A 23,967-nucleotide genomic window follows, 5' to 3' on the forward strand; every position below is an offset into this window, starting at 1 on the left:
GGCCGGCGCGATGAGCCCCACGCCCGACCCCGAGGTGCTGATCATCGGCGCAGGCCCGGCTGGGCTGACGGCCGCCACCTATCTGGCGCGGTTTCTCCGGCGGGTTCTGGTCGCCGACGCCGGTTCCCCGCGCGCCTGCTGGATCCCGCTCAGCCACAATATGCCGGGCTTTCCCGCCGGCATCAGCGGCGACGCCATCCTGTCGCGGATGCGCGAACAGGCCGAGGAATATGGCGCGGTGATCGAATCCGGCGCGGTCGCGCGGCTGACGCCTGTCGAGGATGGCAGCTTCGTCGCTGAATTGAACGGCCGACAGGTCCAGGTGCGCGCCGTGCTTCTGGCTGCGGGGGTGGTGGATCATCATCCCGACCTGCCGGGTGTCGAGAACGCCATCGCCCGCGCCCTGGTCCGTATCTGCCCCATCTGCGACGGCTATGAGGCGCGCGACAAGGCGGTGGCGGTGATTGGCGACAGCGACATGGGGGTGCGCGAGGCAGCCTTCTTGCGCACCTATTCCGACCGGGTGACCCTGATCCACGTCGGCGCGCCTGAGGCTCTCAGCGAACGCGACGCGCTCGACCGGCTGGGCGTATCCCTGGTCGAGACCCCCATCGACAGGGTCGAGCTTGAGGGCGACCGGGTCACAGCCCTGAGCTGGGGCGGGCGGGCCACCGCCTTTGATCTGGTTTATTCGGCCCTGGGGACCACAGCCAATGTCGACCTTGCCCAGGCCCTGGGCGCCGCGACCTGCGACGACGGGCGGCTGGAGGTCGACGACCATCAGCAGACCAGCATCCCCGGCTTCTACGCCGCCGGCGACGTGGTGCGCGGCCTGAATCAGATCGCCGTCGCCACCGCAGAGGCCGCCATCGCCGCCACCGCCATTCACAATATGCTCAGGCAGGCGGACGGCCAGACCGTCTGAGGGCCAGACGGTCTGAGGGCCTGACCTAAGCCGGCCGCACGATCCGTTTGGTCGCCTGGATCCGGTGCGCAGGTTGCGGGGTCGGGCGCAGCGCAGGTCGTGGCCGCGAGGCGAATCCGTCCAGCACGACCCCGATCCAGCGCCATGCGGGCTCCTTATGGGTCCGGTGCATATCTTCCATAGCAGCCTCCTGCGCTGATGTTTGTTGGAGGCTTATATCTGGGCTTGACGGGCGCCCCTCGCAAACCAGATGATCGGATGTCATCACAAGGCTGACTTATGTCCGACCCCCTTTCCGGCCTGCCCCTCGCCTCGATCCGGGTGTTCGAGGCCGCCGCGCGTCTGCGCAGTTTCACTCGCGCCGCCGAGGAACTGGGCATGACCCAGGCCGCCGTCAGTTGGCAGATCAAGGCGCTGGAGACCCGGCTGGGGCTCAGCCTGTTCCGCCGCCTGCCCAGAGAGGTGGCGCCGACCGAGCCGGGCGAGCGGTTGTCGCGCGCCGCGACCGAGGCCATGCTGCTGCTGCGGCGCGCCATCTCCGACCTGACCGAGGCCGATGACGGGGTCCTGTCGATCACCTCCCTGGCGACCCTGGCGTCCCAGTGGCTGGCCCAGAGGTTGGGCGAGTTCCAGGTCGCCAATCCCGGCCTGGCCGTGCGGGTCGACACCTCGTCCACCCTGACCGACCTGATGCGCGAGAACGTCGACATCGCCATCCGCTCGGGCAACGGCAAATGGCCCGGACTGGACGCGGCCCTGCTGATGCCCGGCGTCTTCACTCCCCTGTGCGCGCCCGACCTGTGCGCCCGGCTGAACCTGCAGAGGCCCGCCGACCTGGTGGCTGCGCCCCGCATCGGCGAGGAAAAGGAATGGGCGGCCTGGTTCGCCTCAGCCGGGGTCGAGAGCGTGGGCCACCCGGCGGTCAGGCTGAGGGCCGACTTCCAGGCGCTGGAGGTGGCGGCGGCTTTGGGCGGTCAGGGCGTCGCCCTGGCCTCGCCCATCCTCTATGCGCGCGAGATCGCGGCCGGGGTGCTGGTCCAGCCGTTTGCCCACATGGTCGAACTGTCGGCGGGCTACTGGGTCTGCTGGCCGACGGACCGGCGGCTGTCGCCCAAGATTGCGCGTTTCCGAGACTGGGTGCTGAAGGCGGCGGCGGACGATCCGGCCATCACCGCCGCCTTCGACGCTATTCGCTGAAACCCAGGTCGCTGAGTCTCAGGCCGCCTTTCGCGCCGCCACCCAGTCGTCGACCAGGGTCGCAAACACCGCCAGGGGCATGTCGCCGCTATTCAGCATCGTGTCGTGGAAAGACCGAATGTCGAAGCGATCGCCCAGCTCGGCGCGGGCGCCCTCGCGCAGCCTGACCCATTCGTTGTGGCCGATCTTGTAACTGCAGGCCTGTCCCGGCCAGATGCAGTAGCGCTCGACTTCGGTGGTGACGCTGCTTTCCTGATCGCCCAGGGTGTCGACCATGTAGCGGATCGCCTGTTCGCGGCTCCAGCGCTTGTGGTGCAGGCCGGAATCGACCACCAGCCGCGTGGCGCGGAACAGCATCGACTGCAGATAGCCCAGCTGCCCCCAGGGATCGCCTTCATACATCCCCATCTCGTCGGCCAATTGTTCCGAATACAGGCCCCAGCCCTCGCCATAGGCCGAGAACTGCAACAGCTTGCGGATCATCGGGATGTCGGCGGCCTCCGCCGCCAGGGTGCCCTGCATCACATGGCCCGGCGTCGCCTCGTGATAGGTCAGGGTCGGCAAGGTCCACTTGGGCCACTCCGCCGTGTCGCGCAGGTTAATGTAATAGGCGCCCGGTCGCGAGCCATCCAGCGACGGCCCCATGGCGTAACCGCCCGGCGCACCGGCCTCGATGGCGGCGGGAACGGCGCGGATCTCGACGCCCGCCTTGGGCAGGCGGCCGAACCACTCGGGCAGTTTGGCAGTGACCGCAGCGACCTGGGTGTTCAGGTCAGCCAGCAGCTGCGCCTTGCCCTCGGGCGTGTTGGGATAGATGAACTGCGGCTCCTTGCCGAGGGCCGCCAGCCGCGCGCCGACCGATCCGTCGGAACGCCCCTCGGCCTTCAGGATGGCGTCGGCGCGTGCCGAGATTTCCGCCACCTGGGCCAGGCCGATCTCGTGCACCTCGTCGCCGGTCAGGGCGGTGGTGGTGAAGAAGCGGATGCCATAGCCGTAGTAGCCCTCGCCCACCGGCAGCCGCCACACACCCGCGTCATGGACGGCCCCGGCCCTCAGCCCCTCGTACAGGTCGATCTGGCGCTGCGCCGCCGGGATGATCTGTTCGACGACGATGGCGGTGGCGCGCGGGGCCCAGCCCGCAGACAACCCGGCGTCTTCGGTGCGGCGCGCCAGGGATGTGACCAGCCCAAGTTCGGCGGGCGGGCCCGCTATGGCCGAGCGCATCTGCTCCAGGGTGCGTTCGACGATGAAGTCGGGCGGGGTGATGCCCGCCGCCAGATCGATCCGGGCCAGAGCCGTCTCCTGGTCCATCAGGACGGCGAAGGCGCCCAGACGATTCAGATAGGCCCGGGCGTCCGCATCGGTCTCGACCGTGTGCATGGTGTCGAGGAAGTCGGGCACGTCGCGATAGGCGCCGGTAAGCTGGCTCAGCCGATAGGGCGACAGATAGCCCTTGGAGCCGAAATCGAAGCGGTCATAGCCGATCACCTGGGTCTCGAAGGAATAGAGGACGGAGTCCAGGCTGACCTTCTCGTCGGCGCTCAGGGCGTCGCGGTCGATGGCCTTCAGGTCCGCCAGGGCCTGCCGGTCAAAGGCCTTGCCCGCGGCCAGTGCCTGAGGATCGAGGGGATCGAGCCGGGACTTGGCGGCGGCGCGGCTGCCCTTGTCGAGGCCCAGATAGGTGACGGTTGTCGGCGACCGATCCAGCATCCCCTCGTAGAGTCGCTCCAGCAGGGCGGCCAGACGGGCGCTCTCCGATCCAGCCTGTCCGGCCAGAACGGGTCCGGCCGAGACGACGGCGGCGCCGAGCATGGCGGCGGCGAGCAGGCGGCGACGGTCGATCATGGGAACCCCTCGAACACGGTCAGGGATAAGAGCCCGCCGCGTCCTTTTCGGCAAGAGCCCGCTCAGGCCGCGTGCAGTTCCTGCTTCACCCGTTCGGCCAGGGTCTTGATGTCCAGCGGCTTGGGCAGGAAGGAGACGCCGGTCTCGTCCTGCAACAGGTCCGAGAAGTCGCTCTCGGCATAGCCCGAGATGAACATCACCGGCGCATCGCCCAGATACTGGCGCGCCTTCTTCAGCAGGCTCGGCCCGTCCAGGCCCGGCATGATGACGTCACTGATCATCATGTCGATCTGACCTGCCCATTCCTCGGCCAGGGCCAGGGCCTCCTCGCCGTCGGCGGCCTCGATCACCTCATAGCCGCGCTGGCGCAGCAGTCGGGCGGCGATGCCGCGCACAGCGGCCTCGTCCTCCACGAACAGGATGCGTCCGGCGCCCGACAGGTCGCGCGGCGCCGCCTTGACCTTGACCTCGACCGGCGCGACCTCGACCAGTTCGGCGGCCGATGCGGCGGGCAGGAAGATGCGGAAGGCCGCGCCCCGAACCACCCCGTCGATGTCTTCCAGATTGCTGACGCCAATATGGCCGCCTGCCTGCTGGACGATGCCATAGACGGTGGCCAGGCCCATGCCCGTGCCTTCGTTGACGGCCTTGGTGGTGAAGAAGGGCTCGAAGATCTTGTCCAGCAGTTCGGGCGGCACGCCGGGGCCGGTGTCGGCGACCTCGATCAGGGCGACCTCGCCCTCTCCCTCGGAAGCCACCGGCGCATCGCGCCAGCCCATGGCGCGCGCGTCCTCGGCGCTCAGGCGCGCGGTACGGATGGTGACCACCCCTGCGCCCGGCTCGACCACGCCGCGCATGGCGTCGCGCGCATTGACCGCCAGATTCATGACGGCGGTCTCAAGCTGGCTCTTGTCGGCCAGGATCACCGGCAGGTCGCGGCCATAGTCCGTCTCCAGCCGCACGTCCTCGCGCAGCAGACGACGCAGCAGGACGGTGAACTCCGAGACCAGTTCGCCCACGTCCAGCCGCTCGCGCCGCACCGTCGACTTGCGCGAGAAGGCCAGCAGCTTGCGCACCAGGTCGGCGGCGCGGATGGCGGTCTGGCGGATCTCGTTCAAGCCGTCATAGGACGGATCGCCCACCGGGTGACGCTCAAGCAGACCCGACAGTTGAAGCTGGATCGCGGTCAGCAGGTTGTTGAAATCGTGCGCCACGCCGCCGGCCAGCTGGCCCACGGCCTGCATCTTCTGGGCCTGGGAAAGCTGCAGCTCCATCGACTTCTGGGTCGAGACGTCGAACAGCCAGACCCGTCGCTTGTCGCCCTCGGGTGCGACATAGAGGTGCAGCATCTTGTCGGGAAAGGCGCGGGCGACCAGCTCGATCGGGCCGTTGGAGCCCGCCTCCAGCCGGGCGCGCGCCTCGGTCACGCCGGCCGGGTCGAACAGGTGGCCGAAGGCGGCGTCGCGGGCGGCGGCCGGGCCGGTCAGGACGGCCAGGGCCGCATTGGCCTCCTCCGCCCGCCCGGCGAAGATGTCGTCGCCGCCGATGACCGCCGAACCGAAAGGCGCCCCGGCCGCCATGGCCCGCCCCTCGCCCGACGCCGCGACATAGGCGCGGGCCGCAGGCGCGGTGGTCGCCGATGTCAGGGCCGCCTCGGGCGCCTCGCGGACCAGGAAACGTCCCGCTCCAGCCTGGCCGATCAGGACCTCGACGGCGCGGTCGCCGACGGTGACGATGGCCCGCCCCTGCTCGCCCTTACGGGCTTGGGCGAAGGCCATGTACAACGCCTGTGCGGACTTGCCGCCACCCGCCCTCAGCTTGGGCAGGGCCACGGTGGCGCCGTTCTGCGACGCCCAGGCGGCGTTGAAGGCCAGCACCTGTCCTCCGGACCAGACCAGGGCGGCGGGCTCGGCCATGGCGTCCAGCATCTCGACCGCGACATCGCCCGCAGGCGTCCTCGCCCCGGCGCGGCCAAAGGCGAACAGGCCGACCAGAGACACCACCGCCACCGTCAGCAACAGGATCATCCCCGGCGTCGTCGTCGGCCCCGCCTGGAACGCCGGCCAGGCCAGGGCGGCCACGGCCACGGCGAACCCGACCGCCATGATGATGGGCAGCGGGTCGAACGGACGACGGTTGTCGTTTGCGGACGTGGGGCGAGCTTGGGTCATGCGACCTCGAGGCGAATCAATCTTTGCAGTGTACGCCTTCCGGCCTTCATCGCGCAGTGGCGGGCGAAACAGGACATCCACGGTTAGGACGCGCTGATGCGGCGTTCAGTTTCTGGCCAGATCTTGAGGTCTGGTAGCGACCCGTAGGCGACATTCGGGCAGTCCGCTGTTTGTAGTCCCCTCGGACCTAGGGCAGCGGAGCGTGATCGTAGCTGAACACCCGCGCCAGCTTCCACGAGTCGCCCTCAAGCTTCCACATCTGGGCGAATCTTGCCCGGCCCACCCGACGTTCTTTGCCCTCGCCCTGACGTTCGTAGAAAACATGCTCGCCTGTCTCGACCGCGCCGTACTCCTTGATTGGGAAGATTTCGATGGTTTCGGCCAACGCTTCACGGCGAGACCGCCAAGCGTCGGGGGCGTCCCGACCGCTGCAGCGCCCTGCATATTGGGCTACGAAAGCGTCGCCATTTGTGGCGACCAGACCACCGCGATCATCGAAGAACTCGAAGTCGTCGGTCACCATCCCGCGATGGGCTGTGGGATCGCACCCTTCCATAAATAGTTCGAAGAGCCGAGCGTCCGCCGCCACGATCTGGGATCTAAGGTCGTCAACATCCGCCGCCACGGCAGGGCGTCCGCCCGCCATAAGTGCCAGCACGCTGACGCAGACGCTCAGAGTCTTGATGATGAACTTCACGAAAGGCTGCTCCGAAGATGAGCGATGAATCCGGCATCTGCACCGGTCAGTTCGAGGACGGGAAGGACAGCCTTCCAGCCGTTGGTGCTGTTGGTGAACAGCACCAAGCCGGCGCCGGTCTCGGGTTCCAGGTAGACGAAGGTGAAGGTCCCGTCGTCCATGCCGGTGTGCATCAGGAAACGACGCCCACCGATCAGGAAGGTTTCCCAACCTAAACCGAATCCATCTTCGGCCGCACAGCCGGGCTCGTCTCCCGCACAGGTTTGCGTGAGACGGACAGTCTGGAGCTTTTCCCTCTCTAGATACAGATCGGGCGTAACTCCCTGCTTCTGGAACATCCCGACCACGAAGCGAGCGTAGTCCCGAGGCGTCGAGATCAGGTCGTCGGACGCGAAGAAATGGTCGGCCACTTGCGGCGCCAGGACGTCGAGATCGGCGTCGTAGGGGACGGCGAGACGGCCCTCAAACCACGTGCGTCTTGTATAGGCTGTATCGCGTATAGCGCCCGGTTCGAACACGAGCGCTTGAGCCAAATTTTCGAACGGCTCGCCGGTCTTTGCCTCGATGAAGCGCGCCAGCCATTCAAAGCCCTCTCCGGAGTACCCGAAGGTTTCGCCGGGTTCATTGATAAAGCTGAGTTTACCGCCCCCAGCCGGGCGCCAGTTCGGTAATCCGCTCCTGTGGCTCATCACAAGCCGGGGCGTCAGTCGGGCCGACCGAGGATCATTCGCCACATCCGGATCCACCCAGTAGGCCGACATAGGCTCATCAAGTGAAATCCGACCCTCGGCCGCGAGGCGCATGGCCACCTCAGCGCTCACCGGTTTCGTCAAGGAGGCGACATTGTAGAGAGTGGCGATGGTCGCGGGTCGGTCAGGCGACGCCTCTCCCCAAGCGTGGGCTTCAGCAATCTCCCCGTTTTCCACAATCGCGACGGAGAGGCTCGCAATCTTCAGGCTCGAAAGCAGCCGAGGCGCCGCCGTTTCAAGACCGGACAGCGGCGACAGGGCGGCGTCGTCGACACCCCGTTGAACAGGGTGCGCCTGCGCCGTAGCGGCCGCTAACGAGGCGGCGGCCAAGATGGCTGTAAACCGAAACACAATAGCTTCCTCAATCGCGACCGTCTCGCATGAGAGCACCCTTGTCGTCTCGCCCTACCGCCATCAAGTTAAGGTTCGGCAATGCGAAAGTGCTCCGCGATAAGGTCTGCTTCCCACCATAACAGCCTCCAAAGAGTCCGCTTCTCGCCTCTCGGATCGCGACGGGCGACGCCGTCACGCCAACGGCCTAGCGCCCTTTGCGCTTCTGCATGACGAAGCCGATGATCTTGGCGGCGGCCTCGAAATGTTCGCGCGGGATGGCTTCGTCGACGTCGACGGCGGCGTAGAGGGCGCGGGCCAGGGGGACGTTCTCGACGATCGGCACGTCGTGCTCCTTGGCCACTTTTCGGATGCGCATAGCCAGGGCGTCGACGCCCTTGGCGACGCAGATGGGCGCGCCGTCGCCCTGGTCCGGCTCATAGCGAAGGGCCACCGAATAGTGGGTCGGGTTGGTGACGATGACCGTGGCTGTCGGCACGTTCTGCATCATCCGCTGACGGCCCTTCTGCATCCGGATCTGGCGCAGCTTGGCCTTGACGTGCGGATCGCCCTCGGACTGCTTGTAGTCCTCCTTGACCTCTTCCTTGGTCATCCGCATCCGCTTGGCGAAGCGCATCTTCTGCCAGATGAAATCGGCCCCGGCGGTGAACCCCATGAAGACCAGGGTCGAGACCAGGATGGCGATCATCAGGTCGCGCGCCACCGGCAGGATGTTGGCCGGCGACATCGCCGCCATGTTCTCGAACTCGCGCATATGCGGCTTGAACACGGTGTAGCAGATGACCCCCACGGCGATCAGTTTGATCAGGGTCTGGCCGAAATGCATCAGGCCGTCCGGGCCATAGATGCGCTTGAACCCGGCCATGGGACTGACCTTGTTCCAGGTCGGCTTGATCTTCTCGCCCGTGAAGATGAAGCCGCCGATCTGGCCGACATTGCCCCCCACCCCGCCCAGGATGGTGGCCAGGGCGACCGCTCCGAGGAACGGCGCGACCGCCCACAGCGCCGTGGCGCCGATCTCGACCCCCGCTCCGGCCTCCAGCGCCCCGATCATGGCGTGGGGCGAGGCTATGAAGGGCAGGAAGGATTCGGCCATGCTGGTGGCGAAATAGCCGCCGCCGAACACGACCACGGCGCTGGCCCCCATCAGGCTCAATGTCTGGGCGACATCGGCGGACTTGGCGACGTCGCCCTTGCGACGCGCCTCCTCGAGTTTTCGTGGGGAGGCGTCTTCTGTCTTGGAGTCGGGATCCTGGTCTTCAGCCACCAGCCCCTCCCGCGAACACCCGCGCCAGGACGCGGTAACGGTCGATGAAGACGGTGCCCATCACGCCCAGCGACAGGGCGAAGACCGACAGGCCCAGGATGACGCTGAGCGGCGCGGCGGCGAAGAAGACCTGGAACGACGGCATGACCCGCGCCACCAAGCCCGAGGCCAGGTTGAAGATCAGGGCGAAGACGATGACCGGCGCCGCCAGTTGCACCCCTAGCAGGAAGCTGTCGCCGACGGTCTTGACGGCCATGGCGGCGAAATCGCTCATGACCAGAGGCTTGGCCGGGGCGATCACCTCATAGGATCCGACCAGCCCGGCGACGAACAGGTGATGGGTGTTTGTGGCGAAGATCAGCACCGTGCCCAGCAGCATCAGAAACGCGCCCAGGGTCGAGCCCGGCTGGGCCTGGAGCGGATTGGCGGTCTGGGCGAAGGACAGGGTGGTCTGCAACGAGACGATCTCGCCCGCCGTGGCCAGGGCCGACATGAAGATCCGCAGCAGGGCGCCGATCATCAGGCCGGTGATGACCTCTCGCAGGACCCATCCGACCGTAAGGCCCAGGGTGGCGGGCAAGGGCGGCAGGGCTCCGGCGACCACCGGCCACAAGACCAGGGACACGACAAGCGCCAACGACAGCCGGATGCGTGGCGGAACATAGGATTCGCCGATGCCGGGCATGGTCAGGATCAGCGCGCCGATGCGGCAGAAGATCAGCCCGCCGGCCCAGACCTGATCGGCGGTCGCATACGGCTCCACTTAGGTGCGCTCCATGCGGGGTCGCTACATCCCCGCGATGCGGGCGGCGATGTTGCGCATGAAGCCGCCCAGCAGGGCGCCCATCAACGGCAGGAACAGCAGCAGGGAGACGAAGATGGCGATGATCTTGGGCGCATAGATCAGGGTCTGTTCCTGGATCTGCGTCAGGGCCTGGAACAGGCCGATGCCGACGCCGACGACCAGGCCGACGATCAGGATCGGCGCGCACAGCTGCACGGTCAGCCAGATGGCGTCGCGGCCGACATCGAGAACTTCAGCGCCGTTCATACAAACTTCCTCGTGCCGGGCGTGATTCCGGCCCTGATCCCACTGGGCAGAAAATGCCGGGACCGTGGTTAACGAGGCGTTACGTTTCTGATGGCGGCCGGTGTTCTGAACGACTTTAACCCCCGCGAGCGCCAAACCGGACACGCCTGCGACATTTATTCCATTTTGCAAATGAATTAGAATTCTTCTTCCATTCATCACGGGGCTGAAATAGGCTTTGGCTTAACGAGGCCGGCGCACGATCGCCGACCCGCACACCCGGGACGAGACACCATGGCGCGCGGCATTTTCAGCTTCTTTGCGACAGGCTCCGACGTGCCGGTCATGGCCGATCACGGCGTGATCGACCGACTTTACCGCCAGAACCGCTTCCGTGTGATGCTGGCCATAACGGGCGGCTATGGCCTGATCTATATGTGCCGGCTGGCGCTGGGGATCGTGAAGAAGCCGCTGCTGGATCAGGGCGTCTTCACCCCTTCGGAACTGGGCCTGATCGGGTCGGCGCTGTTCTGGACCTATGCCCTGGGCAAGCTGACCAACGGCTTCTTCGCCGACCACGCCAACATGAAGAAGTTCCTGACCGCCTCCTTTCTGCTGTCTGGCGTCTGCTGCATCTTCATGGGCTTTTCCAACGTCGTGTGGATCGCCGCTCTCGTCTGGGGCCTGAACGGCTGGTTCCAGAGCTTCGGCGCGCCGGGCGGCGTGGTCGCCATGACGGCCTGGTTCTCGAACCGCGAGCGCGGCCGGATGTACGGCATCTGGTCCACCGCCCACTCCATCGGCGAGGGGGCGACCTTCCTGCTGGTCAGCGCCGCCGTGGCCTGGTGGGGCTGGCGCGCAGGCTTCTGGATGCCCGGCGTCGTCGGTGTTCTGGTCGCCATCGCCACCTATCTGCTGATGCGCGACCGGCCCGGAACCCTGGGCCTGCCCAAGGTCGCCGACTGGCGCAACGACCACTATACCGGCACGGTCAAGGCCGAGCCCGCCAGCGTGCTGCGTCAGCAGCTGTCGATCCTGAAACTGCCGGCAATCTGGATTCTGGCCCTGTCCAGCGCCCTGATCTACATCACCCGCTACGCCATCAACTCCTGGGGCGTGCTGTACCTTCAGGAGGAACGCGGCCTGGACCTTCAGACCGCCGCCGGTCTGCTGTTCGCCAGCACGATGGCGGGAATCGTCGGCGCCATCGCCTATGGCTTCATCTCGGACAAGGTCTTCGCCACCCGCCGCCCCCCTGCCAACCTGCTGTTCGCGGTGATCGAGCTGGCCGGCCTGCTGCTGTTCTTCTTCGGACCCAACAATCTGCTTTCCCTGACCGCCGCCATGCTGATGTTCGGCCTGGGGATGACCGGCCTGGTGACCTCGCTCGGCGGCCTGTTCGCGGTCGACGTGGCGCCCAAGCGGGTGGCGGGGGCGACCATGGGGGTCATCGGGGTGTTCAGCTACATCGGCGCGGCCATTCAGGAGAACGTCTCCGGCCACCTGATCGAGGCCGGGATGACCACCGTCGGCGACGACAAGATCTATGATTTCGGCCCGGTGATCTGGGTGTGGATCGGCGCCTCGGTGCTGTCCATGATCCTGGCCGCCAGCCTGTGGCGCACCCGCCTTCGCGACTAGAGGATTACTCGCCTTGCTCTCTCCCTCCGACGACCTGAAGGCCATGATCGAGGCGGCGAAGGCCGCGGGCGACGGGCTGGAACGCCACTTCGCCAAGCTCTCCGACCTGGTGATCCAGACCAAGAGCGGCCCCGCCGACATGGTCTCCATCGCCGATCAGGAGGCCGAGGAAACGACGCGGCGCATCCTGGCCCGCGCCCAGCCCAGCTATTCCTTCCTCGGCGAGGAAGGCGGCGCGGTGGGCGGCTCGGACACCGAGCAGATGTGGATCGTCGATCCGCTGGACGGCACCACCAACTTCCTGTTCTCGTGCCCGCTGTGGGGCGTGAACGTCGCCATGGCGCGCGAGGGCAAGGTGGTCGCCGGCGTCACCTATATCCCCATCCTGAACGAGCTTTACGTCGCCGAAAAGGGCAAGGGCTGCTGGCTGAACGGCCAGCAGATCCACGTCTCCAAACGCGCCAACCTGATCGACAGCGTCCTGGCCTGCGGCATCCCGTTCGCGGGTAAGCCGGACCACGATGTTTTCGCGCGGGAGATGGCCTCGCTGAGCGGCGACGTGGCGGGCATCCGCCGCACGGGCGCCTGCGCCGTGGACATGGCCTGGGTCGCGGCCGGGCGCTGGGATTCCTATTGGGAGCGGTGCCTGAACGCCTGGGACATGGCGCCCGGCATCATCCTGGTCGAAGAGGCCGGCGGTCGCGCCTCGAACTGTGACGGGTCGGAAATGGACGTGAACGGCGGCAATGTCTGCATCACCAACGGCCTGATCCACGACGCCCTGATCGGCCGCCTGAACGCCGCGCTGGAGGGTTAAGGTCCATGGCTCACAACTTCGGCCGTCGCGGCTTCCTGGGCGGCGCATCCCTCCTGGCCTTCATCGCCTCGGCGCCTCGCGCCCTGGCCGAGGTGCTGGGCTATCCCCGGGCCCTTCAGGGCCCGATGGTCGGCGCCCCCGGCCCCAACCACATGACCATCTGGGTCCGAGCCAGCGGCGCCTTTCCGGTCACCGTCGAGTATTCGACCGACCGCGATTTCGGGACCGTCATCCAGGGACCGACCCAGACCGCCCGCGCCGAAGACGACCTGTGCCTGACCTTCCGGGTCGAGGGCCTGAAACCGGACACCGACTACTGGTACCGGCTGAAATACAATGGCGAGGGCGACCGCTTCCAGTTCCTGCCCCATCGCACCCGCACCGCACCCGCAGGCCCGGCCAAGTTCCGCGTCGCCTTTGGATCCTGCTGCCGCATCCAGTATGACGCCGAACAGCCGATCTGGAACGCCGTGCGCGATCTGGACCCGGACATGATGTTCTGGCTGGGCGACAACATCTATGGCGACAGCGATCAGCGCAGCGCCCTGGCCGACCTCTACGGGCGTGGCCGGGCGGTCGAGCGGCTGACGCCCCTGCTCCGCTCCAAGCCCCAGTTGGCCATCTGGGACGACCACGACTTCGGATATAACAACTCCGACGGCCTCAGCCCGTACAAGGCCTCGGCGCTCAGCGTCTTCAAGGTCTTCTGGGCCAACCCCGCCTATGGCGAGGCCGACAACCCCGGCGTCTATTTCAAGCAGACCTACGGCGGGGTGGACTTCTTCTTCCTCGACGGCCGCTATTACCGCGACCCCATCGAGACGCCCGACAACGGCGCCAAGACCATGCTGGGCGCCCGCCAGAAGGCCTGGCTGAAGCGCGAGCTGGCGGCCTCGACCACGCCGTTCAAGGTGCTGGTGTCGGGCGGCGGCTTCAGCTCGGCCGAGAACGAGAAGGGCGGCGACAGCTGGGGCGTCTATCTGACCGAGCGTAACGAGATCTTCGACTTCATCCGCGACCGCAATATCGGCGGCGTCTTCTGCATCTCGGGCGACAGCCACATGGGCGAGCTGAACTGCGTGCCCCGCTCCGAGGTCGGCGGCTATGACATCTACGACTTCTGTTCCTCGCCCCTGGCCCAGATGCCGGCCAACAAGAATACGCGCCAGACGCCCGAGGTCCGCGTCCGCGACACCTGGACCCGCAGCGTCAACGTCGGCCTGATGCGCTTCGACATGACGGGGCCCACGCCCACCCTGACCTATACCCTGCACGACGTTCAGGGCGAGGCCGTGTGGGATGCTCTGGTCCTGACGCCCGCCGATCTGTCGAACAGGGTCAAGACCTGGGACGCTAAGTCGGACCCGGCCGAACTGGCCCGGCTGGAGCGGTTCAAGCGGGGCGGCGGCTATTACGGCTACGACCCCGAACCGGGCTGGCCTAGCCGCCCATACTACGACGGAGCGTCAGACTGACGAAGCCGGGCGTGCGGCGCTGGCGGGTCTCGATCTCGTCCAGCGCCCCGGTCGAGCGCGGTCCGTCCCAGGTCTCGCGCTGCTCGTCGAAGTCGCGACCGAACAGGTCCGTGGCCTCGGCCCGCAGGCGCCAGCGCTCGCCGATCCGCCGCTCGACATAGGCGGTCCAGCCCACGGCCTCGCGCTCGCGCTTGATCTCGTCGAAGCGGTACTCGGTCTTCTTCTCCCCGATATGCTCGACGGTGACGCCCCAGTGCAGGCGATGGGCGGGCAGGTCCTGGCTGATCTCGATGGAGCCCTCGAACGGCTTTTCCTTGGAGATGCCGCGCGTCTGGCCGGTCACAGGATCGGTGACCTGGCTGGTCCGCCATAACAGGACCGAACGCACCCGGCCGCCCGCGAACCCGATCCGGTCCAGAGGCGCCGCCGCGTCCAGGCTCAGGCTGTCGCGCGACCCGTCGCCGATATTGCCCGGCGCATCGAACACGTCGTCGGGCGTGACCACCAGGACGCGGTCGATCACGTCCGAGATTTCATCATGGGTATAGGTCAGGGTCAGGGCGCCGCTCTCCCAGAACCGGCGTTCCCACGACGCGGTCAGCCGCCAGGTCTGGTCGGGCACGAGATCGGCGGCGCCCGCCGTGACCTGGCCCGTGTCCAGCGAGGCCGAGGCGACGAAATCACCGAAATCCAGCTGCCCCACTTCCCGCGATACCGACAGCCGCAACTGGGTGTCGGCATTGGCGTCCCAGGTCGCCGCCAGACGCGGCTTCGCATAGAGGAAGGACCGCTCCAGCGGCGCATCCCCCGTCTGGGTGATGGTCGAATCCTCGATGCGCAACCCGGCCTCGATCACCCAGTGGTCATGCGGCTTCCAGGCCGCGTCCAGCGAACCCTCGACCCGGCGTTCCTCGATGCGGACATCCGATCCCGGCAGGGGCACGGCGACGCCGTCCTCTTCCAGACGCGCCTGGCTTTCGAGGAAGTTGAAAGCGCCTTCAAGCCCGGCCGAGAAGGCCAGTTTCGACGAATGCTCATAGGCCAGATCGACCCGACCGATGCTCTCGCCGGTATCGGTCTTTTCGGAAAAGCTCTCGGTCGAATCGCCCTCGACGCTGTGCTCGGACCCTTCCAGCCAGCCCAGTTGCTGCGAGGCGACCACCTCCAGCGAGGTCTTCGGTCCCAGGGGGCGGGCATAGCGCGCCGTCAGTTCGGCCTCGGTGAAATCCTCGTCCTCGTCCACGCGTTCGGGATCGGAGCCGTCGCGGGGGGTGAAGTCGCTTTCGGTGCGGGTCTGCTCTCCCCTCACCGCCGCCGTCGTCGTCAGCCGACCGCCGGCCAGAGGCGCGCGATAGCCGGCGCTGGCCTCGGACTGGCGAACCGTGGTGCGGGTGTCGAGGTCCTTCTCTTCCGTCGTGACGCCGTCGGGCGACATCTTGCGGATCAGGCCCTCGCCGCTGTCGTCGTCCAGTTCCGGCTCCGAGCTCAGGGCCAGATCCAGAGTCCGGTCGCCGCTGCGGCGGGTGTATTCGAACTGGCCGGACGGCGCGGCCCAGCCGTCGGTCGAGACGACCACGCCCGCCTGATAGGCGCCCTCGACCGTCGCCGCCGATCCCGATCCCGAGCCGGCTTGGGCCGTCGCGGCGCTGCGCCGGATGACGTTGGCGATGACGGCGTATCCGGCCATGTCGATGCCCGGCGCCCCGCCCCGGATCAGCTCGATCCGATCGACCGTGCGCGCCGGGATGCGCTTCAGCAGGTCGCCGATGTTCTCGCGCTTGCTGGAGGGTCGCTCGCCGTCGATCAGCACATTGCCCTGGGCGCCCGAATAACCCCGCACGTCGGCGTCGGCGTCGACGATGGAAAAGCCCGGCACGCGGGCCAGCATGTCGGCGGCGTTGGCCGGCGCATTGGCGGCGAAACTGGCCGCCTCATAGCGTTCGATGCCGGTTCGGGCGTCCTGCGCCTGCGCAGCAGACACCAGCGCGAGCGCCAAGACCGCACCCGACGCCCCTACAGAGGCCGCCTTGCGCCAACCCGTCCCACCAATACGAACCATCTCGAACCCCTGTTTCGCCCGGACTATTGCTGATCCTGCCTGACAGTCCCCACGCGGAGCCCGTCAGCGAAATGTCAGGGAACGGACAGCATCTTGTCGGCATGAAACACGCCCTCTCCCTGCGCCGTATCGCGCCCTTCGCCGCCGTGCTGGCCGTTGCCGGTGCGGTCCCCGTCCTGATGGCTCCGGCCACGGTCGCTCACGCCTCGGTCGATGACGACGATCATATCGCGGCGCGAGAGGCCCTGCGTCGCGGCGAGATCCTGCCCCTGACCCGCATCCTGGACATCGCCCTGCGCGCCGTTCCGGGCGACGTCATCGACGTGGAGTTGGACCGCCATCGCGGCCAGTGGCGTTATGAGGTCAAGGTTCTGACCTCGACGGGGCGTGTGCGAGAGATCAAGATGGATGCCCGCACCGGGGTGGTGCAGGAAATCGAGGACGACTGAATGCGCTGCCTGGTGGTCGAGGATGATCCGGACATCCAGGCCGACCTGAAGCGTGCGCTCGAAGCCGCCGGTTTCGTGGTCGATGTGGCCGGCGACGGCGACGCGGCCTGGTACGCCGGCGACGTCGAGGATTACGCCATCGCCGTGCTGGACCTGGGCCTGCCCCGCCTCGACGGCCTGTCGGTGCTGCGGCGCTGGCGGGCGGCGGGTCGCGCCTTTCCGGTCATGATCCTTTCCGCGCGCGGCGACTGGACCGAAAAGGTCGAGGGCATCGAGGCCGGGGCCGACGACTATATGGCCAAGCCGTTCCAGATGGGCGAACTGGTCGCCCGCCTGCGCGGCCTGATCCGGCGCGGCGCCGGCGTTCTGTCGACCGTCGTCAGCATCGGCCGTTTGAGGCTCGACACCACCCGCATGGCCGCCACCTTCGACGGCGCGCCCGCTCGCCTGTCGCCGCTGGAATACCGGCTGCTCGACTATCTGGCGCACCAGCCGGGCCGGGCCGTGTCCGCTGGCGAACTGGCCGAACACCTGTACGGGGCGACCGAGAGCGGCGACGCCAACGCCATCGAGGCCATCGTCGCCCGCCTGCGCCGTAAGTTCGGCCCCGAGTTGATCACCACAAGGCGCGGCTTCGGCTATCTGCTGGACGCCGCCGCGTGATCCGTTCGCTGCGGTGGCGGCTGCTGATCGGCGGCGGGGCGGCGATCCTGGCCGCCCTGGTCGTGGCCTGGATCTTCATGACCCTGTTGTTCGAGCGCCATCTGGAGCGCCGCCTGACGGTCGAGATGACCCGCGACGCCACCCGTCTGGCCGCCGCCCTGGTGGTCGATCCCTCGGGGCGACCCTCGCTGGTCGATCCCCTGACGGACCCTCGCCTGGATATTCCCGCCAGCGGTCTCTACTGGCAGGCCTCGACCCCGATCGACGCCGTGCGCTCGCGCTCCCTGTGGGACGAAAGCCTGACGCCCCCCACCGACGCCCCCAACGACACCTGGCGGTTGAGACAATCGACCGGGCCGTTCGACGAGCCGGTCTTCCTGCTGGAACGGTCGGTGCGGCCCAATGCGACGGGACCGGCCGTGGTGATCCAACTGGCCCAGGACGCGTCCGACGTGACCACCGCCCAGTCCGAGTTCGAGCGCGAGTTGGGCCTGTTTCTGACTGGCCTGTGGCTGGTGCTGGCCGCCGCCGCCTGGCTGCAGGTGACGCTGGGCCTGTCGCCGCTGAAGCGCATCCGCCAGGACGTGGAGACCCTGATGGCCACATCGGCCGCCCGTCTGGCCGAGCCTCGGCTGAACGAGCTCAAGCCGCTGACCGACGCCATCAACGACCTCGCCGCCGCGCGCGAGGCCGACCTGCAACGCGCGCGCGGGCGAGCCTCCGACCTGGCCCACGGGCTGAAGACGCCGCTCGCGGCCCTGATGGCCCAGGCGCGGCGGGTGCGCGAGGCGGGCGATATCGACATCGCCAATGGCCTGGACCGCGCCATCGCCGCCATCACCACGACCAGCGAATCCGAACTGGCCCGCAGCCGGATCGCGGCGGCTCGCGGCGGTCGCACCGTCATCCGCGACGTTCTGGAACAGGTGGTCGGCGTCATCGAACAGACCGAACGCGGCGAGGCCATCGTCTTCACCATCGACGCCGACGAGGCTGCGGCTCCGGTCGCGCGCGAGGATCTGGCCGAGATCGTCGGACCCCTGCTGGAAAATGCCGCCCGCTTCGCCCGCCGTCAGGTCCGGGCGACCGCCGCCAGCGACGCCGAGGGCACGCGGCTGACGCTTGACGACGACGGCCCCGGCATCGCCTCCACCCGCCTGGGCGAGGCCTTCGTGCGCGGGGTCCGGCTGGACGAGACGGTCGGCGGCTATGGCCTGGGTCTGTCCATCGCCCGAGATCTGGTGACGACGTCGCAAGGCCGGATGACCCTGACCCGGTCCACCATGGGCGGCCTCAGGGTCGAGATCGTCTGGCCGACGACCTAGTCCGTCACGCGCTCGGCAGCGCCGCGTTCAGACAGCGCTCCAGCCGCTCGGCCCAGGCCGCCACCCCGTCGGCATCGCCCAACAGGTCCTGCCGAATTTCCAGCTCGGCATAGGCCAGTCCCGCCGCAAAGGCGTGCAGCGGCACCGTGTGGTCGACCGTGTTCATGCGATACGGTTCGTTCTCGCCGACATGCAGCTCCGGCTCGGCTTGCAGGGTTTCCAGCAGCGCCCAGGCAAACGCGTCGTTGCGCCCGTCGAACAGGACGCCCGCGTGCCAGGGCCGATGGAAACCGTCCATGAGCGGCGTGAAACTGTGCAGCGACACCAGAACGCTCTTCAAGCCGACCGACAGGCGCCGCGCGATCTCGGCGGCGATGGCGGCCTGATAGGGCTGATGGATGGCCTCGATCCGCGCCTGCTTCTGCTCGCCCGTCAGACCCAGATTGCCGGGAATGGTCACGCCGTCGCTGACTTCCGGCATCGCGCCCGGCTCGGCGGGGTCGCGGTTGCAGTCGATCACCAGCCGCGAATAATGCTGGCGCACGAAGACCGCATCCAGTCTTCCGGCCAGGTCCTGCCCCAGATCGGAAACGCCGATGTCCCAGGCGATGTGACGCAGGCGGTCGGCGGCGCTGACGCCCAAATCGCCCAGCGCCTGCGGGATGGCGTTGCCCGCATGATCGCCCAGCAGCAGGAACGGCGAACGCCCTTCGGGGTTGATGATCTCGACGGCGGCTGGGTCCGAGGCTCCGAACAGGCTATCCTTCACGCGGCCTCTCCATATTCACTCCCGGGCCATGACGGCGACGCACCACGCATGCCCTTCCTGACGATCTCGCATCTCACGACCTATCGATACCGGCAAGCGGTGGCGTTCGGCGAGCACCGCATCATGATGCGCCCGCGCGAAAGCTTCGATCAGCGGGTGATCGAGACCCGGCTCGACATCACCCCGGCGCCCGCCGAACTGCGCTGGGTCCAGGACGTGTTCGGCAACGCCGTGGCCCTGGCCACCTTCGCCAAACGGGCCACCGAGCTGACCTTCGCCAGCACGGTGCGGATGGAGCACAACCCGGTCCAGACCGACACGGTGGATGTCGAACCCTATGCCCGGCAGTACCCCTTCACCTATTCGTCGGAGGACATGCCCGACCTGCTGCGATCGATCGAGCGTCAGCACCACGACCCCTATCGGGTCGTCGACGCCTGGGCGCGCACGTTCGTCGCCGCCGAGGGCAGGACCGGCACCCTGGACCTGCTGACGGCCATGACGCGGGCCATCAAGCGCGACTTCACCTATATCCCCCGCCCCGAAATGGGCACCCAGACCCCGATGGAGACCCTCAAGGCGCGCAAGGGAACCTGTAGGGATTTCGCGGTGTTGATGATCGAGGCCGCCCGTTCGCTGGGTTTCGCGGCGAGGTTCATTTCCGGCTACGTCTATTCCCCGTCCCGACACGAAGGCCGCGTCGGCGGCGGCAACACCCACGCCTGGGTTCGCATCTTCATCCCCGGCTCCGGCTGGGTGGAGTTCGATCCCACCAACGGCATCGTCGGCAACACCGGTCTGATCCGCGTGGCCCAGGCCCGCGATCCCTATCAGGCGGTGCCCCTGTCCGGCGCCTGGACCGGGTTTCCGGGCAGCGCCCTGGACATGACCGTCGATGTCGAAATCACCCTGGACGATCCGGTCGCCTCGGCCGTCGCCCGGACATAACCCTCGCCAGGACCGCGCCCGGTCCCCAGACAGAGCCCGCTGAATGCTGATCCGAACCGGCTATGACATTCGCTTCGACACCGATACGCCGACGCCCATGCTGGCCCTGCTCAGCGTGCATCCCTCGCGGCACAAGGACATGCGCACCTCGCACCACATCGTCGCGACGCCGGACGTGCCGATGTACGACTACATCGACGGCTTCGGAAACGTCTGCAGCCGCTTCACCGTGCCGGCGGGCGGTCTGACCCTGAGCTGTGATTTCGTGGTCGAGGATTCGGGCCTGCCCGATCCCCAGTCGCCCGACGCTGAACAGCATTCCGTCGACGCCCTGCCCGACGAGGTGGTCGTCTATCTGCTGGCCAGTCGGTATTGCGAGACCGACCGACTGATCGAGACGGCCTGGAGCCTGTTCGGATCGACCAAGCCGGGCTGGGAGCGGGTCCAGGCAATCGTTGATTACGTCCACAACCGGATCGAGTTCGGCTATCACCACGCCCGCGCGACCAAGACCGCCTTCGACGCGCACGACGAACGCTGCGGCGTCTGCCGCGACTTCGCCCACCTGGCCATCACCCTGTGCCGCTGCATGAACATCCCGGCGCGCTACTGCACCGGATACCTGGGCGATATCGGCATCGACCCCATCGACGCGCCGATGGATTTCTCGGCCTGGTTCGAGGTCTATCTGGGCGGCAAATGGCACGCCTTCGACGCCCGCCATAACAAGCCGCGCATCGGCCGCATCCTGATGGCCACCGGCCGCGACGCCGTCGACGCCGCCCTGACCACCGCTTTCGGCCAGGCGACCCTGACCCGGTTCGAGGTCCACACCGACGCGATCGACGCCCTGCCCGGCGGCTGATGTGAGGCGAAGTGGCGGCGCCGGACAGAGGTTATCATTGTAAACCTCGCGGCCCATCGGCTAGGCCACTGACAGAAATACCGGAGCGTACGACCCATGCCGAAGCCGACCGACAGGTTCGAGGGCACCTCGAACTACATCGCCACCCAGGACCTGAAGATCGCGGTCAACGCCGCCGTCGCCCTGGAACGCCCCCTGCTCATCAAGGGCGAGCCCGGCACGGGCAAGACGGTGCTGGCCTATGAGATGGCCAAGGCCCTGAACGCCCCCTTGATCACCTGGCACGTCAAGTCGACCACCAAGGCCCACAACGGCCTGTATGAATACGACGCCGTCAGCCGCCTGCGCGACAGCCAGCTGGGCGACGAGCGGGTCCACGACGTCCGCAACTATCTGAAGAAGGGCAAGCTGTGGGAGGCCTTCACCTCGCCTGTCCGCCCCGTTCTGCTGATCGACGAGATCGACAAGGCCGACATCGAGTTCCCCAACGACCTGCTGCAAGAGCTGGATCGCATGGAGTTCTATGTCCAGGAAACCAACGAGACGATCCGCGCCGAGGTCCGCCCGGTCGTGGTCATCACCTCGAACAACGAAAAGGAACTGCCCGACGCCTTCCTGCGCCGCTGCTTCTTCCACTACATCCGCTTCCCCGACGACGAGACGATGAAGGCGATCATCGAGGTCCACTTCCCCGGCATCAAGCAGCGGCTGGTGTCCGAGGCGCTCCGGACCTTCTACGAGATCCGCGACACGCCTGGCCTGAAGAAGAAGCCCTCCACGTCGGAACTGCTGGACTGGCTGAAGCTGCTGCTGGTCGAGGACATCGACCCCGAGACCCTGCGCGAAAAGACGCCCAACAAGCTGATCCCGCCCCTGCACGGCGCCCTGCTCAAGAACGAGCAGGACGTGCATCTGTTCGAGCGGCTGGCCTTCCTGACCCGCCGCGAAGGCGCCCGCCCCGGAGGCTGAGTTCGGCGGGCCGATTGCGGCCTTCCCAACACAGGTTCGAACAGGTTTGGTCATGCCGGTTACGGCGATTTCACTGGCATGACCGGACTTTCCGGTCAGGATGGGTATCGAAAGAGGACCTTGATGCGCCTGCGCTCCGCCGCCCTTGCCGTGACACTCGCCGCCGCCGCCCTGCTGGCCGGCTGCGATGGCGACCGCTCGGTCAGGATCAGCACCAACACGGCCGGCGACGAGTCCAAGGGCGTTCTCAAGGTCGTCACGGCCCTGCAATGCCCCGACAGCATGGGCGAGCTGACGCGCAAGGGCTCGGCCCAGGCCGACGGCACGGTCTGCAACTATGTCGGCCGGCGCGGCACCGAGGTCTCGCTGCATCTGGTCGCGGTCGACAGCCAGACCCCGGAACAGGCCCTGCGTGGGTTCGAGACACGCCTGGCTGCGCTCATGCCCACGACCCTGGTGCGGGAACAGGCTGAGGCCGCGCGGCGTGATGCGGACGCCGCACGCGCTGACGCCGACGCAAGCCGGGCCGATGCAGAGGCCGCCCGCGCCGATGCCGACGCCGCCTCCGTCGCCCTGCCGGGGATGACCGTGGACACCAACGGCGACCGCGCCTCGGTGCATATGCCGGGCATCCACATTGAAGCGAACGGCGACAATGCCGACGTCCGTATCGGCGGCCTGACCATCCGCGCCGATGGCGAAAGCGCCCAGGTCCAGGGCTCTGTCACTCCGCCGAACGCCACGTCTTCTGCCACCGCCGCGGCCGAGAGCGAGGCCGTCAGCATCAACGCCCGCGACAATGCCGCCGAGATCCGCACCCGCACCTCAGGCGAAGCGACGCGCCAGACCTATCTGCTGACCGACCAGACGCCGTCCCCCGCTGGCTGGCGCATGGTCGGCTATGAGGCCCGCGGCCCTCGCGGCGGCCCCATCGTGGTGGCGACGATCCGCGCCAAGGAGCGTGACAACGACAGCGCATTCGACGACGCCAAGGAGCTCGTCACCCTCAACGTCGGCGAATAACCGGCCCTCGGCCTTGATCCCGGCGGCCAGTTGGGTCACCTGAACCGCCACCGCCATCAGGACATTCCCTTGGCCGAGCGCCCGACGACCTCTTCGAAATCCTCCTCCAGCGCCAAGCCCCGCGCCTGGCAGCGTATGCTGTCCGGCCGCCGGCTGGATCTGCTGGACCCCTCGCCCTTCGACATCGAGATCGGCGACATCGCCCACGGCCTGGCCCGCGTCGCCCGCTGGAACGGCCAGACGATCGGCGAGCACGCCTTCTCCGTCGCCCAGCACTCCTGCGTGGTCGAAGAGATCGCCGCCCACATCCAGCCGGGGCTGGAGCCCAAATGGCGCCTCGCCGCCCTGCTCCACGATGCGTCGGAATACGTCATCGGCGACATGATCTCTCCGTTCAAATCCGCCCTGGGCGTGAACTACAAGGCGTTCGAGGAACGGCTGGAGAACGCCATCCACCTCCGGTTCGGCCTGCCCCCTCGCAGCCCCGTCGCCATCAAGAAGCTGATCAAGAAGGCCGACCGCGCCTGCGCCTTCTTCGAGGCGACCCAACTGGCCGGCTTCGAACGCGCCGAATCGCTGAAACTGTTCGGCACGCCCCCCGCGGGCTATGACCTGATCATCGAGCCCCTGCCCGCCCCCATCGCCCAGGAGCGCTATCTGGAACGCTACCGGGTCCTGGGCGAGGCCGTCGGCATCATCGCCGGCCCCGACGCCTGGCATACGGAATAGAGC

22 protein-coding genes are annotated in these 23,967 nt (G+C 67.4%); 13 read left to right on the forward strand and 9 right to left on the reverse strand.

Annotated features, from left to right (window positions below):
- The first annotated feature begins 10 nt into the window (after positions 1-10).
- Both ACO05L_RS12725 and ACO05L_RS12730 read left to right on the forward strand, forming a co-directional pair.
- Positions 11-925: an NAD(P)/FAD-dependent oxidoreductase gene (locus ACO05L_RS12725; RefSeq protein WP_421729534.1), complete on the forward strand. Its 915-nt coding sequence runs from the start codon at positions 11-13 to the stop codon at positions 923-925.
- Positions 926-1,204: 279 nt separating this feature from the next.
- Positions 1,205-2,122 (forward strand): LysR substrate-binding domain-containing protein, encoded by a 918-nt coding sequence (locus ACO05L_RS12730; protein ID WP_421729535.1) that lies wholly within the window; start codon positions 1,205-1,207, stop codon positions 2,120-2,122.
- 18 nt (positions 2,123-2,140) lie between these two features.
- Here ACO05L_RS12730 and ACO05L_RS12735 read toward each other — a convergent pair whose 3' ends face one another.
- The 7 genes from ACO05L_RS12735 to fliQ form a co-directional block, all read right to left on the reverse strand.
- Positions 2,141-3,967: a DUF885 domain-containing protein gene (locus tag ACO05L_RS12735; protein ID WP_421729536.1), complete on the reverse strand. Its 1,827-nt coding sequence runs from the start codon at positions 3,965-3,967 to the stop codon at positions 2,141-2,143.
- 62 nt (positions 3,968-4,029) lie between these two features.
- Entirely contained in the window at positions 4,030-6,138 is a 2,109-nt protein-coding gene (cckA, locus tag ACO05L_RS12740; RefSeq protein ID WP_421729537.1) for a cell cycle histidine kinase CckA, read from the reverse strand.
- A 187-nt stretch (positions 6,139-6,325) separates the two neighbouring features.
- Positions 6,326-6,835, reverse strand: a complete 510-nt coding sequence (locus tag ACO05L_RS12745) for a nuclear transport factor 2 family protein (RefSeq protein WP_421729538.1) — start codon at positions 6,833-6,835, stop codon at positions 6,326-6,328.
- Positions 6,832-7,914: a serine hydrolase domain-containing protein gene (locus tag ACO05L_RS12750; protein WP_421729539.1), complete on the reverse strand. Its 1,083-nt coding sequence runs from the start codon at positions 7,912-7,914 to the stop codon at positions 6,832-6,834. Before ACO05L_RS12750 ends, ACO05L_RS12745 begins: the two co-directional genes overlap by 4 nt.
- A gap of 208 nt (positions 7,915-8,122) precedes the next feature.
- On the reverse strand, positions 8,123-9,202 hold the full coding sequence (gene flhB, locus ACO05L_RS12755) for a flagellar biosynthesis protein FlhB (RefSeq protein WP_421729540.1): 1,080 nt from the start codon (positions 9,200-9,202) through the stop codon (positions 8,123-8,125).
- Entirely contained in the window at positions 9,195-9,965 is a 771-nt protein-coding gene (gene fliR, locus ACO05L_RS12760) for a flagellar biosynthetic protein FliR (RefSeq protein WP_421729541.1), read from the reverse strand. Before fliR ends, flhB begins: the two co-directional genes overlap by 8 nt.
- 24 nt (positions 9,966-9,989) lie before the next feature.
- Positions 9,990-10,253 (reverse strand): flagellar biosynthesis protein FliQ, encoded by a 264-nt coding sequence (gene fliQ / locus ACO05L_RS12765; RefSeq protein ID WP_421729542.1) that lies wholly within the window; start codon positions 10,251-10,253, stop codon positions 9,990-9,992.
- 273 nt (positions 10,254-10,526) lie between these two features.
- Here fliQ and ACO05L_RS12770 point away from each other — a divergent pair, with 273 nt between their 5' ends.
- From ACO05L_RS12770 to ACO05L_RS12780, 3 genes are read left to right on the forward strand one after another with little or no spacing between them, the layout of a single operon-like run.
- Complete coding sequence (locus ACO05L_RS12770) at positions 10,527-11,873, forward strand: MFS transporter (RefSeq protein ID WP_421729543.1); 1,347 nt, start codon at positions 10,527-10,529, stop codon at positions 11,871-11,873.
- A 13-nt stretch (positions 11,874-11,886) separates the two neighbouring features.
- A complete protein-coding gene (locus tag ACO05L_RS12775; protein WP_421729544.1) occupies positions 11,887-12,690 on the forward strand; it encodes an inositol monophosphatase family protein in 804 nt (267 codons plus the stop codon).
- Positions 12,691-12,695: 5 nt separating this feature from the next.
- Positions 12,696-14,165: an alkaline phosphatase D family protein gene (locus ACO05L_RS12780; RefSeq protein WP_421729545.1), complete on the forward strand. Its 1,470-nt coding sequence runs from the start codon at positions 12,696-12,698 to the stop codon at positions 14,163-14,165.
- On the opposite strand, the gene ACO05L_RS12785 is transcribed toward ACO05L_RS12780, so the two are convergent.
- The gene (locus tag ACO05L_RS12785) at positions 14,131-16,224 is read right to left on the reverse strand and encodes a TonB-dependent receptor plug domain-containing protein (RefSeq protein ID WP_421729546.1); all 2,094 of its coding nucleotides are present in this window, start codon (positions 16,222-16,224) and stop codon (positions 14,131-14,133) included. The genes ACO05L_RS12780 and ACO05L_RS12785 overlap by 35 nt on opposite strands.
- A 101-nt stretch (positions 16,225-16,325) precedes the next feature.
- Between ACO05L_RS12785 and ACO05L_RS12790 the strand changes: the two genes are divergently transcribed.
- The 3 genes from ACO05L_RS12790 to ACO05L_RS12800 are packed head-to-tail and all read left to right on the forward strand — an operon-like array spanning position 16,326 to position 18,661.
- The gene (locus tag ACO05L_RS12790; RefSeq protein ID WP_421729547.1) at positions 16,326-16,673 is read left to right on the forward strand and encodes a PepSY domain-containing protein; all 348 of its coding nucleotides are present in this window, start codon (positions 16,326-16,328) and stop codon (positions 16,671-16,673) included.
- On the forward strand, positions 16,674-17,336 hold the full coding sequence (locus ACO05L_RS12795; protein WP_421729548.1) for a response regulator transcription factor: 663 nt from the start codon (positions 16,674-16,676) through the stop codon (positions 17,334-17,336).
- Positions 17,333-18,661: a sensor histidine kinase gene (locus tag ACO05L_RS12800; protein WP_421729549.1), complete on the forward strand. Its 1,329-nt coding sequence runs from the start codon at positions 17,333-17,335 to the stop codon at positions 18,659-18,661. The genes ACO05L_RS12795 and ACO05L_RS12800 overlap by 4 nt, the downstream gene beginning before the upstream one ends.
- Positions 18,662-18,665: 4 nt before the next feature.
- Here ACO05L_RS12800 and ACO05L_RS12805 read toward each other — a convergent pair whose 3' ends face one another.
- Positions 18,666-19,430: an N-formylglutamate amidohydrolase gene (locus ACO05L_RS12805; protein WP_421729550.1), complete on the reverse strand. Its 765-nt coding sequence runs from the start codon at positions 19,428-19,430 to the stop codon at positions 18,666-18,668.
- A 48-nt stretch (positions 19,431-19,478) separates the two neighbouring features.
- Between ACO05L_RS12805 and ACO05L_RS12810 the strand changes: the two genes are divergently transcribed.
- The 5 genes from ACO05L_RS12810 (at position 19,479) to ACO05L_RS12830 (ending at position 23,964) form a co-directional block, all read left to right on the forward strand.
- The gene (locus ACO05L_RS12810) at positions 19,479-20,378 is read left to right on the forward strand and encodes a transglutaminase family protein (protein WP_421729551.1); all 900 of its coding nucleotides are present in this window, start codon (positions 19,479-19,481) and stop codon (positions 20,376-20,378) included.
- A gap of 43 nt (positions 20,379-20,421) precedes the next feature.
- Positions 20,422-21,243: a transglutaminase-like domain-containing protein gene (locus ACO05L_RS12815; RefSeq protein WP_421729552.1), complete on the forward strand. Its 822-nt coding sequence runs from the start codon at positions 20,422-20,424 to the stop codon at positions 21,241-21,243.
- A gap of 96 nt (positions 21,244-21,339) precedes the next feature.
- Complete coding sequence (locus ACO05L_RS12820; RefSeq protein ID WP_421729553.1) at positions 21,340-22,212, forward strand: AAA family ATPase; 873 nt, start codon at positions 21,340-21,342, stop codon at positions 22,210-22,212.
- A gap of 123 nt (positions 22,213-22,335) precedes the next feature.
- The gene (locus tag ACO05L_RS12825; protein WP_421729554.1) at positions 22,336-23,235 is read left to right on the forward strand and encodes a methyltransferase type 11; all 900 of its coding nucleotides are present in this window, start codon (positions 22,336-22,338) and stop codon (positions 23,233-23,235) included.
- Between the two features lie 135 nt (positions 23,236-23,370).
- On the forward strand, positions 23,371-23,964 hold the full coding sequence (locus ACO05L_RS12830; protein WP_421731692.1) for a YfbR-like 5'-deoxynucleotidase: 594 nt from the start codon (positions 23,371-23,373) through the stop codon (positions 23,962-23,964).
- Positions 23,965-23,967 lie beyond the last annotated feature (3 nt).

Source organism: Brevundimonas sp. (assembly GCF_965227765.1).
Lineage (GTDB): Bacteria > Pseudomonadota > Alphaproteobacteria > Caulobacterales > Caulobacteraceae > Brevundimonas.